Origin of the sequence: uncultured Roseibium sp. (assembly GCF_947496995.1) — a bacterium.
GTDB lineage: Bacteria > Pseudomonadota > Alphaproteobacteria > Rhizobiales > Stappiaceae > Roseibium.
In genome coordinates this window covers 58,282-68,033 of the sequence record NZ_CANMFD010000007.1, presented here as the reverse complement: position 1 = coordinate 68,033, position 9,752 = coordinate 58,282, and the positions used below count along the sequence as shown (strand labels likewise).

Annotated in this window: 14 protein-coding genes; all 14 read right to left on the bottom strand. The window is 60.0% G+C overall.

Annotated elements, in window-relative coordinates; translation table 11 throughout:
- Positions 1–48 precede the first annotated feature (48 nt).
- On the bottom strand, positions 49–915 hold the full coding sequence (locus tag Q1B40_RS22530) for an adenylate/guanylate cyclase domain-containing protein (protein ID WP_299819972.1): 867 nt from the start codon (positions 913–915) through the stop codon (positions 49–51).
- Positions 916–1,212: 297 nt separating this feature from the next.
- A complete protein-coding gene (locus Q1B40_RS22525; protein WP_299819969.1) occupies positions 1,213–1,617 on the bottom strand; it encodes an ACT domain-containing protein in 405 nt (134 codons plus the stop codon).
- Between the two features lie 18 nt (positions 1,618–1,635).
- Positions 1,636–2,634 (bottom strand): agmatinase, encoded by a 999-nt coding sequence (speB, locus tag Q1B40_RS22520; RefSeq protein WP_299819967.1) that lies wholly within the window; start codon positions 2,632–2,634, stop codon positions 1,636–1,638.
- Between the two features lie 145 nt (positions 2,635–2,779).
- The gene (locus Q1B40_RS24730) at positions 2,780–3,091 is read right to left on the bottom strand and encodes a DUF4189 domain-containing protein (RefSeq protein ID WP_367279184.1); all 312 of its coding nucleotides are present in this window, start codon (positions 3,089–3,091) and stop codon (positions 2,780–2,782) included.
- A gap of 192 nt (positions 3,092–3,283) precedes the next feature.
- A complete protein-coding gene (locus tag Q1B40_RS22515; protein WP_299819964.1) occupies positions 3,284–3,592 on the bottom strand; it encodes a hypothetical protein in 309 nt (102 codons plus the stop codon).
- Between the two features lie 38 nt (positions 3,593–3,630).
- Entirely contained in the window at positions 3,631–4,155 is a 525-nt protein-coding gene (locus Q1B40_RS22510) for an SDR family oxidoreductase (RefSeq protein ID WP_367279183.1), read from the bottom strand.
- Positions 4,156–4,311: 156 nt separating this feature from the next.
- A complete protein-coding gene (locus Q1B40_RS22505; protein ID WP_299819961.1) occupies positions 4,312–4,662 on the bottom strand; it encodes a DUF1428 domain-containing protein in 351 nt (116 codons plus the stop codon).
- A 33-nt stretch (positions 4,663–4,695) separates the two neighbouring features.
- On the bottom strand, positions 4,696–5,676 hold the full coding sequence (locus Q1B40_RS24725; protein WP_367279182.1) for a VOC family protein: 981 nt from the start codon (positions 5,674–5,676) through the stop codon (positions 4,696–4,698).
- Positions 5,677–5,690: 14 nt separating this feature from the next.
- On the bottom strand, positions 5,691–6,308 hold the full coding sequence (locus Q1B40_RS22490) for a TetR/AcrR family transcriptional regulator (RefSeq protein WP_299819957.1): 618 nt from the start codon (positions 6,306–6,308) through the stop codon (positions 5,691–5,693).
- 125 nt (positions 6,309–6,433) lie between these two features.
- A complete protein-coding gene (locus Q1B40_RS22485; RefSeq protein ID WP_299819954.1) occupies positions 6,434–7,126 on the bottom strand; it encodes an SDR family oxidoreductase in 693 nt (230 codons plus the stop codon).
- Between the two features lie 86 nt (positions 7,127–7,212).
- Positions 7,213–8,385, bottom strand: a complete 1,173-nt coding sequence (locus Q1B40_RS22480; protein ID WP_299819951.1) for an isovaleryl-CoA dehydrogenase — start codon at positions 8,383–8,385, stop codon at positions 7,213–7,215.
- Positions 8,386–8,412: 27 nt separating this feature from the next.
- The gene (locus Q1B40_RS22475) at positions 8,413–8,859 is read right to left on the bottom strand and encodes a GNAT family N-acetyltransferase (protein ID WP_299819948.1); all 447 of its coding nucleotides are present in this window, start codon (positions 8,857–8,859) and stop codon (positions 8,413–8,415) included.
- A gap of 3 nt (positions 8,860–8,862) precedes the next feature.
- Complete coding sequence (locus Q1B40_RS22470) at positions 8,863–9,306, bottom strand: PaaI family thioesterase (protein WP_299819945.1); 444 nt, start codon at positions 9,304–9,306, stop codon at positions 8,863–8,865.
- A complete protein-coding gene (locus Q1B40_RS22465) occupies positions 9,306–9,707 on the bottom strand; it encodes a MerR family DNA-binding transcriptional regulator (protein WP_299819942.1) in 402 nt (133 codons plus the stop codon). Before Q1B40_RS22465 ends, Q1B40_RS22470 begins: the two co-directional genes overlap by 1 nt.
- Between the last annotated feature and the right edge of the window lie 45 nt (positions 9,708–9,752).

The following is a 9,752-nucleotide window of genomic DNA, read 5'->3' as shown; positions in this document are numbered from 1 at the left end:
GCGCGAAAAGAGTTAGCAGATCGGCAACGCACCGCGAGAAGCCCTGTTTCAATCGCCATGTTGGGGATCGTCGCCCAGCTTCTTTTCCCGCCGCTCGACCATGAAGTGCCAGACCAGCGCGAGCGCAAAGGGCAGCGACGGCCACACGAACCACAAGGTGGACAGTCCGGACGTCAGCAGATTGAGAATGAAAAAGAAACCGATCATGAAAACACAGCTTCTCACCCGCTTTGGCTGCGCCTTGAGCCACCGGCGAGCCTGTTCGAACCCGTTCGCAACTGCTTGCGTGTCTTTGTTCAGATGCGGATGCGCTTCCGTATCATTCGGGCTGCTCCGCGGCTTGCCGCCGCCGTCCTTCGCCTCGCCCATGGGACGTTTTTCCGGCGCGTTCCGTCCGCCCAGCCGCACGGAATAGGTATCCACAGGCTCGCTCACGTTCTTCACATGCTGCGGCCCGAGTGGATCGAACCCCACGGCCATCTTGGTCTTGACCTGTTCATGGACGGATTTGGACAGCATGATGCCGCCCCGCGGCGAAAGCTCCTGCAGCCGGGCCGCCACATTGACCCCGTCGCCATAGATGTCCTCGCCTTCCACCATGATATCGCCGAGATTGATACCGATGCGGAATTCCATCCGGTTCATGTCAGGCAGGTCTGCATTGCGATGGGTAAGTTCGTTCTGGATCTCGATCGCGCACTGAACGGCTTCCATCACCGATCCGAATTCGATGATGACCGCATCGCCCCAGGTGTTGACGATCCGCCCGTTGTGACGGTCGGTCAGCGAGGACATCACGTCTCGGTAAGTCTTCAGCCGGTCCAGCGTGCCGTCTTCGTCCCGCTCCATGAGCGTTGAATACTGCGCAACGTCCGCGCACATGATAGCCGCAAGACGCCGCTTGACCCGTTGCATACTCTTACCCCTGATTGCTCATGCTTAGGAATGGTAAGCCCTCGGCCAAATTGCAAGGGAAAAACCTTGGGAATCAGAAGTTCCGGGGGCGAAAACAGCTGGAAAGAGACAACCTTGAGCTGAAGACATACACGGCGCCGACGGGCGCAAAGCCGTTAAGGGCATGCACAACGCTCCCGGATCCGCGGTCCGCGCCACCTTGATCCATGTTCTCCCGGTGCCATGAAAAAAAGAGACCGAAAACCGGACACACCCCAGAGCACGTCACCCGGATCGTTGCTGACAGATGTCCGGCTCTCAGGCGCTTTCCGCCAGAGAGCGCAAAGCAGCCAATGCGTCTTCGGCATGTTCTACCGGTACGAAGATGTGATCGTGGAAATATGCCGCGACGACATTGGCCGGGATGCCCTTGTCGGCAAGTGCGGTGGCAACTGCGGCGGTCAAGCCGACGGCTTCGAGCGAGGAATGCACCGTCAGCGTGATCCTGCGAAACCACTCCGCCTCCGCAAACCCAAGCTCCCTGGCACGTTCCGCCGGCAGGAGCGCGGTCAGACCTTCCGTCTCGGCGAACAGTCCGATCGGTTCGAATTCCGCCAGATCGGCCATTGATTTCGAAGCGAAGGTACAGAACACATACGGAACCGGATCCAGCATCGGCCGCATCTGAGCAATCAAGGCATTCAAATCTGCTTCACCGGGCATTCACTCAGTCGCCTTTTCCTAACGCGTGCCATTACCTGCTTCCGGGTTTTCGCCCGACGCTACAGCCGCGCGCGCCATGTTGCACAAGATCTCGAACATGATCGACACCCCCAGAAACGCCGTACCGCCACTGGTATCGAACGGCGGCGAAACCTCGACCATGTCCGCACCGATGATCCTGACGCCCTCCAGCAACCGGGCAACCTTGAGAGCCTCGAAGGAATTCGGTCCACCGACCTCAGGCGTTCCGGTCCCCGGGGCAAAGGCCGGGTCGACAAAGTCGATGTCATAGGAGACATAGGTATCTGCCTCGCCGACGATCTCCCTGGCTTCCGTCATGACATCCTCCGCCCCCCGGGCATGAAACTCCTCGATCGGAATGACGCGGATGCCGACGCTGTCGGCGAAATCCCGGTCCTCGCTATCATAAGCGGTTCCTCGAATGCCGATCTGAACTACGCGCTCCGGGTCCAGAAGCCCTTCCTCCACCGCCCGGCGGAACGGTGTACCGTGTGTGTAGAGCATGCCGCCGAAATAACTCTTGTAGAGATCCGTGTGGCTGTCGAAATGGATCATCGCGAGCGGCCGCTTTCTGGCCAGTGCCCGCAGGATCGGCAGCGAACACAGGTGATCTCCCCCGGCCGTCAGCGGCAGGATGCCGGCGGCCATGACCCGGTCGTAGAAGTCGGTGATGCGGGTCAGGCTGTCTTCGATGCTGGCCGGATTGGGACCGACATCGCCGAGATCCGCGCAATTGACCAGTTCGAACGGGCGCACGCCGGTTGCCCCGTTCCCGGCCCGGATCATGGTCGACATGTCGCGCAACTGGCGCGGCCCGTGCCGGGGCCCCGGACGGTTGGTGGTGCCGCCGTCCCACGGCGTGCCGATCAGACCGATGCGGACCTCCTTCAGGCGCGGGTGATCCAGATCCACATGCGGCAGACGCATGAAGGTGGGCACACCGGCAAAACGCGGCAGGTCTAGTCCCGAAACGGGGTGGAAATAGGTGTCGGTCATGAGGGGTCCTGAAATCAGAAGTGCTACAGAGGCAATTCTGACCCGATTTGTCCAACGAAGAAACTTGAATCGGGGGGTACCTCACGACCGAGCAAAAGCTTTCCTTCAGACAAGGCGATTCAGCGCATCTAACCAAGATGCTGCATTATTTGCCGCAGGTATTTAACTTGTGAGGATTGCAGCCGCTTAGAACGATCTTGCACGCGGCCCCTTTGAACTTTTTGCAGTTGTTCAAAGCGCTGATCTCGGCATATTTTTTTGCCTCGTTCCCCCAACTCCATCCACAATGTTCACGATCAGAACTGATTGCTAAAGCATAATAACCTTTTCTAATCGACTTGTCCTCCAGTCTTTTTGCGCACACTTTTTTTGATCTTTCCGAAGCGTGAACAAAATCTACAGAGAACCCTGAAAAACAAAACAGCGAAAAAGCGACAAGAAAAACTCTAAAAAACATAAATAATACTCCAAAAAGCAATTTTCATATCAATTAATACTAAGGAAAGTAATCATTTCGGATTACCTCATCCTTAACCGGCCCATACGTGGAAGACAGCCTGATAACTTGACCCATTTTGATTGTCAATTATGCCGATCTCTTCCGAGCAGCACGCGACCACTAAAGAATTCCAATACTGAGTTGATTGCGTCAAAAAACGGCTCTCTCATCGCCAGTGAACAAATTTGAACTCTCCGAAAAGTTTTTCTGCTTCCTGCAGACGATCGAGGTGGGTTCGTCTGACTTGATGAAGACCTCGCGGCTGAACCTCATGCTGTAGATTTCAGACGTGCCTGCGCGAATTCGGGAGAGATTGGCGTCGCGCTGCGGGCAGCCGGTCTGAAGTTCGTTTATGGAACAGTTGCCGCAAGGTAACTGGACCGCGCCCAAAGCCATCTTGGTCGCATTTTTGGCCGCAACAACCGCACGGGCGGTGTCTTCGCAAATGAGCGTACCCATTCAAGACCCGTGCGGCCCGGATTTCAATCCATTCTGCCTTACCAGGGAACCGGCTTACCCATATGATCGAAAAACGAGCCACTTTGCTCCGAGGAAAGCCCATTCAGGACACCAAGCAGCCTTTCCGCCGCCATTTCCGGCTCCTGGACCTCAAGACCGGTCTTGGCGAATCCTTCCGTCAGGGGCGTGCGCACCGTGCCGGGGTGCAGTGCCACACAGATCGCCTCCGGTCTGCTCCGGGCCAACTCAACCGCCGCGGTGCACACCAGCTGGTTGAGCCCTGCCTTCGACGCCCTGTAGGCGTACCATCCACCGAGCCGGTTGTCGCCGATCGACCCGACCCGGGCGGATAGTGTCGCGAAGACGCTGCGCCCGTTTCGCGGAAAAAGCGGCAGGAAGTGTTTCATCAGCAGCGCCGGTCCGATCGCATTGACAGCATAGGACCGCGCCAGCGCCGCAGGGTCGAGTTCGCGCAGGCTCTTTTCCGGACGTGCGCCTTCAAGCGTCAATGCGCCTGTGGCGTCAAAGACCAGCCTGATGTCCCCTCCGACGGGCCCACCCATTCCGCGCAGTTCCTGACGCTGTCTTCGTCGAGGAGATCCAATCATTCCATGATTCCGATTGGGTGGGCACGCTCCAGAGACAGGCACTATATCGTCTGATCCGGTGCGGGCGCCAGCGACAATTGTTCGCCGCCGCCCGCACCGTGGCCCTGGGCGTCAGCTCTTGTGCAGAACCTCGAAGCCGCCGAAGACCATCCGCTTGCCGTCGAACGGCATTTCTCCGGGGAAAAGCTCACTATGCTCTTCCATGACGCGCTTCAGACCGACGTCACGGACCTCCTTCGATGGCCACAGGACCCAGGAGAACACGACGGTTTCGTCAGCGGCCCGTTTCACCGCCATCGGAAACGACGTCACCTCGCCGTCGGGAACGTCGTCTCCCCAGCACTCGACCAGTTCGAGCGCACCGTGCTTTCGAAAGATCGGGGCCGACTGGCGTACGAACTCCAGATAGGTAGACTTGTTGGCCGTCTTCACGGCGGCCAGAAATCCGTCAACATAAGACATGATACGTCCCTCGCATGTTTCGGGCTGCTGCCGTCAGGCGGCCGCTTCCAGGCCCGCAATGTCGATTTTCTTCATCTTCATCAAAGCTGCGGTGACCCTTCCGGCGCGGGCAGGATCGCAACAGTCCATCAGTCGCGGCAGAACCTTCGGCACGATCTGCCAGTGGACGCCGAAACGATCCTTCAGCCAGCCGCACTGGCCCTCCTCGCCGCCATCGGCGATCAGCGCCTGCCACAGCCGGTCCGTTTCCGCCTGATCCTCGGTCAGGACAGAGATCGACGAGAAATGACTGGCCTGAACCTCCGGATTGCCGTTGAGGATCATGTAGGGTGTGCCGGCCAGGGTGAATTCGGCGACCAGCACCGGTCCCTTCGGATCGGGCCGGTTGACCGCTTCCATTTCGCTGCCCGGAAGCAGCGAAACATAGTAGCGCGCAGCCTCCTCGCCCTTCTCCCGGAAGAACAGGCAGGTCCTGACCTTGGATCTCAGGCCTGCGCCTCCTGCTGTCTCGGGTGCCGTGCGGTGCTCCTTCCCGGCCAGGGACCGGGCAAGCTCGGCCAACTGTCCGGAAGCCGCTGTCCAGCCCGGCTCGAAGCCCATGTCCAGATGCTTGTCCCGGGTGGCTTCGCTGCCATGCCGCGCGCCCCAGACAAGCCGTGTTCCGCCCCCCGGAAGATCCGCCAGCGTCATGTAGCCTGTCATGAAGGACGTTTCGCGGGGAACGTACCCTTCGCGATAGGCATCGGTAAATGTCAGCCGCTTTCCGGGATCGACCTCCAGAAACATGCCCTCGTTCTCGAAGCGCTCGCCGTTCGGCCCGGCCATCACCGTGTTCATCCGTCCGCCCGGGCGGACGTCGAAATCCGCTTCCGGGACGGACCAGGGCCGCGGGCAAAACCACTGCTTCAGAAGCTCCGTGTCGGTCCAGCACCGCCAGACGACGTCTCGCGGCGCCGCGATGTCCCGTCGCAGTTCCAGTGTCAGCCCGTCTTTTCGTATGTGTACATCCGCCATATTCCAGTCCCTCCTCATGTTCGGCCGAACAGCAGCTCCACATAGCGTTTGAGATGATCGATGCTGTTGGCTGCAAGTCTGACGTCGTTCCCGGCCTTCGCCAGCACGAAAGCGCCCTGGATCACCGCCTGCGTGTGCAGCGCGAGGCCTTCGGCACCGCCGGGCAACGTGGCACCGTAAAGCTCCGCCGCCTCGGCGATATCGGCCACCAGGGTGCCCGCATGCCCGGTGATGCTGCGGTTGCAGGCGTCCCGGATGACGGGCGACGTGTCATGAACTTCCTGCACCATCGTTCCGACCAGGCAGGTGACTTCCGCCATCTCCCCCTGAAGAATCGCCTTGCGGAAATCGAGATAGGCCAGCACGCGGTCCAGAGGATCCTCCGGACTGTGAAAAGACGCGTTCTCGAAGAAGGCTCCTGTGGTCTCGGACCAGAAGTCGGCCGCTGCGACGGCCAGATTTTCCTTGGAACTGAAATGGTGGAAAAACGCCCCCTTGGTGACCCCCGCCGCCTTGCACAGGTCGTCCACCGTGGTCGCCGTATAGCCCTTCATCCGGATCACGCTCAGCGCCGCTTCCAGCAGCTTTGAGCGCGCGTCGGGCTTTGCCGATTTTTTGTTTTCAATGCTCATGCCAAGTACATACCAACTGGTCGGTACGTCGTCAATCCGGAAAATCTCGCGCTTGCACCGGCCTTCTCCGGGACGGCAGAAGCAAGGGTCATCCTTTCGAAAAAACGTGAAGAGGCGTCAGCTTGTTACCAGGGTATCGACTTGCCGAGATGATCGTAAAATCCGCCCGACTGTTCGGGGGTGAGCATGTCCACGACGGCGACCAGCCGGCGTGCGGCAAGCTCGGGAGGCTGCACCTCCAGACCGGATTTGACGAACCCCTCACTCAAATCGGTCCGGACCGTTCCCGGATGCAGCGCCACGCAAATGGCGTCCGGGTTCCGGCGGGCCAGTTCGATCGAGGCCGTGTGCACCAGCTGGTTGAGCGCCGCCTTCGAGGACCGGTAGGCGTACCAGCCGCCGAGCCGGTTATCGCCAATGGAGCCGACCCTGGCGGAAAGCGTCGCAAAAACGCTGCGGTCCGTGCGCGGCAGCAAGGGCAGGAAATGCTTCATCAACATGGCCGGTCCGATGGTGTTGATCGCAAAGCTCCGCGCCATGGCGGCCGGGTCGAGCTCCCGCAAGCTTTTTTCCGGACGAGTCCCCTCCACGCAAAGGGCACCCGTGGCATCCAGGATCGTCCGGATCGCACCGCCGCGCGCCTTTAACCAGGCCGCACACGCCTCGACAGACCCCTCGTCCAGAAGATCCAGGGGCGGGTCCGACGCCCGCCCGAGACCGATGACCTCGTGAAAGCCCCCGCTACGGGAAAGCGCACGGTGGAGCTCGGAGCCGATACCACCGCTTGCACCGACAACAACTGCAAGGTCTTGCGCCATACGTGTCCCCTGAACCATCCGTTCAAGGGCATACGCATCCATTGCGGCAGGAGATCAATCTCCGCCCGGCATTTGCGTCAGAACTTTCACGCCGTCTTGTTGAAGATCTCACGACCGATCAGCATGCGCCGGATTTCGGAAGTACCGGCACCGATCTCGTAGAGCTTGGCGTCGCGCAGCAGGCGGCCGGTCGGATATTCGTTGATATACCCGTTCCCGCCCAGGAGCTGGATCGCATCGAGAGCGATCTTGGTGGCGTTTTCAGCCGCATAAAGAATGGCGCCGGCCGCATCCTCCCGCGTGGTTTCGCCCCGGTCGCAGGCCTTTGCGACGGCATAGACGTAGGACTTGGTGGCGTTCATGGAGACATACATGTCCGCGATCTTGCCCTGCACCAGTTGGAAGGTGCCGATCGCCTGGCCGAACTGCTCGCGCTCATGGACATAGGGAATGACAACATCCATTGCCGCCTGCATGATGCCGACGGCCCCGGCCGCCAGAACGGCCCGCTCGTAATCCAGGCCCGACATCAGCACATTGACGCCCTTGCCGACCGTACCGAGCACGTTTTCTTCCGGCACCTCGCAGTCCTGAAACACCAGCTCGCCGGTTTCCGACCCGCGCATGCCGAGCTTGTCGAGTTTCTGGGCCACCGAGAAACCGGGGAAACCCTTTTCCACCAGGAAGGCGGTAATGCCCTTCGCACCGGCGTCCGGATCGGTCTTGGCGTAGATGATCATAGTGTCGGCGGACGGACCGTTGGTGATCCACATCTTGGACCCGTTGAGGATATAGCGGTCACCCTTTTTCTCCGCCCGCAGTTTCATGGAGACGACGTCGGAACCGGCGCCTGTCTCGGACATGGCCAGCGCGCCGAGATGTTCCCCCGTCACCAGCTTTTCCAGATAGCGCTTCTTCTGATCGTCCCTTCCCCAGCGGCGGAGCTGGTTGACGCAAAGGTTGGAATGCGCGCCGTAGCTGAGACCGATGGAAGCCGATGCCCGGCTGACTTCCTCCATGGCGATACAGTGTTCCAGGTACCCCAGGCCGGAGCCGCCCCAGTCTTCCTCCACCGTGATGCCATGCAGGCCGAGAGCACCCATTTCCGGCCAGAGTTCACGCGGGAACCAGTCCTCGCGGTCGATCTTTTCCGCCAGCGGCGCGATACGGTCCTGACTGTAGGAGCGGACGCTGTCGCGCAGCATGTCTGCGGTTTCACCAAGATCGAAATTGAAACCCGGAAAATCATTGCGGATCATTTTGGTTTCCTCCCAGGGGTCCTGAAATCAGGAACGCTCATATCGGACAAAGTCACTTAAAGCGCCGACCCGGTCATAGAGTTTCCGGGCGCGCTCGTTGTGGTGATGCGTGTGCCAGTAGACGGTGCCTTCGGCGTCGGGTTCGGAATCTGCCGCCGCATAAACGGCTTCCATCAGGCCGCGCCCCGCGCCGGTTCCCCGGCCGGCCTCGCTGACGAAGAGATCCTCCAGATAACAGGTCGACCTCTTCGACCATGTGCTGGCATGGAAGAGATAATGGACGAAGCCGATGAGGCTCCCGTCCCTTTCTGCAACCAGGGCGTCATGACCTTTCGCCGAGAGAAGTCGTTCGAACAGAGTGTCGGTGACATCCGCCGGCAGATCCTGGCGGTAGAACTCGAGATATGCGTTCCACAAGGCCTGCCAGGCCGGCCGGTCTTCCAGGCGAAGCGCCCGTATGACGGTTTCAGCCATGGCTCAGTCCTTTACTCCGGAAACACTCACAAGCGTAAACAGGCCGGTGGCGACATGCACGTGGACACCCTCGTCAAGACCGTAGACATCGGCTTTGGCGATCGTCAGCGTGCGTCCGGGTTTCACCACCCTGCCGCGCGCCAGCAGAACCGGCTGTTTGGCCGGATTGAGCAGATTGACCTTGTATTCGCTGGTCAGAACGCCGAACCCGGCCGCAAACAGGCTCAAGGCGGCATAGCCGGCGGCCGAATCCGCAATCGAGGACGTTGCGCCGGCATGAAAGAAACCGTGCTGCTGCGTCAGTTCGGGCCGCATGGTCAGCTCCAGATCGACAGCCCCCGGCGACAGATGCACGAGCCTGGCGCCCAGATGTGTCATGAAATTCTGGGCGGCGAAACTGGTTCTGACCCGATTTTCCCAGTCCGGATCCCTCGGAGTGAACTCCATCAGACTTTCTCCGCGGACAGCCTGGTCCCCAGTTCGGAAATACGCGCACGCGCACCGCTCTCGACCTCGTCAAGCTCCAGAAGGGTCAGTTCAATGTCTCGCTGCTTTTCCAGAAGCTCTTCGCGCCGGGCGGCAATCCTGTCCAGCAACAGCTTGAGTTGACCGGTCTCCCCCGGATCGCTTGCGTACATCTCGATGATTTCCCTGATGTCGTTCAGGGAAAACCCGAGACGTTTGCCGCGCAGGATCAGTTTGATCCGCGTCCGGTCGCCGGGGGTATAAAGGCGCTGACGCCCGCGACGGCTCGGAGACACCAGCCCTTGCGCCTCGTAGAAACGCAAGGTGCGGGTGGTGATGTCGAATTCCTGCGTCAGCTGGGTGATCGTGAAATAGCGCTGCATGCCCGATCCTTTTTGGATGGGGCACAATTCCGGCTTTTTACCTTA

What these genes read in the sequence shown, in the direction of transcription:
- Q1B40_RS22525 (WP_299819969.1), bottom strand. Translation starts at nt 1,617, where the DNA reads ATGCCCGGTGAAGCAGATTTGAATGCCTTGATTGCTCAGATGCGGCCG.
- Q1B40_RS22470 (WP_299819945.1), bottom strand. Translation starts at nt 9,306, where the DNA reads ATGGAGTTCACTCCGAGGGATCCGGACTGGGAAAATCGGGTCAGAACC.
- Q1B40_RS22465 (WP_299819942.1), bottom strand. Translation starts at nt 9,707, where the DNA reads ATGCAGCGCTATTTCACGATCACCCAGCTGACGCAGGAATTCGACATC.
- Q1B40_RS22475 (WP_299819948.1), bottom strand. Translation starts at nt 8,859, where the DNA reads ATGGCTGAAACCGTCATACGGGCGCTTCGCCTGGAAGACCGGCCGGCC.
- Q1B40_RS22530 (WP_299819972.1), bottom strand. Translation starts at nt 915, where the DNA reads ATGCAACGGGTCAAGCGGCGTCTTGCGGCTATCATGTGCGCGGACGTT.
- Q1B40_RS24725 (WP_367279182.1), bottom strand. Translation starts at nt 5,676, where the DNA reads ATGGCGGATGTACACATACGAAAAGACGGGCTGACACTGGAACTGCGA.
- Q1B40_RS22510 (WP_367279183.1), bottom strand. Translation starts at nt 4,155, where the DNA reads ATGGGTGGGCCCGTCGGAGGGGACATCAGGCTGGTCTTTGACGCCACA.
- Q1B40_RS24730 (WP_367279184.1), bottom strand. Translation starts at nt 3,091, where the DNA reads ATGTTTTTTAGAGTTTTTCTTGTCGCTTTTTCGCTGTTTTGTTTTTCA.
- Q1B40_RS22480 (WP_299819951.1), bottom strand. Translation starts at nt 8,385, where the DNA reads ATGATCCGCAATGATTTTCCGGGTTTCAATTTCGATCTTGGTGAAACC.
- Q1B40_RS22515 (WP_299819964.1), bottom strand. Translation starts at nt 3,592, where the DNA reads ATGGGTACGCTCATTTGCGAAGACACCGCCCGTGCGGTTGTTGCGGCC.
- Q1B40_RS22490 (WP_299819957.1), bottom strand. Translation starts at nt 6,308, where the DNA reads ATGAGCATTGAAAACAAAAAATCGGCAAAGCCCGACGCGCGCTCAAAG.
- Q1B40_RS22485 (WP_299819954.1), bottom strand. Translation starts at nt 7,126, where the DNA reads ATGGCGCAAGACCTTGCAGTTGTTGTCGGTGCAAGCGGTGGTATCGGC.
- Q1B40_RS22505 (WP_299819961.1), bottom strand. Translation starts at nt 4,662, where the DNA reads ATGTCTTATGTTGACGGATTTCTGGCCGCCGTGAAGACGGCCAACAAG.
- speB (WP_299819967.1), bottom strand. Translation starts at nt 2,634, where the DNA reads ATGACCGACACCTATTTCCACCCCGTTTCGGGACTAGACCTGCCGCGT.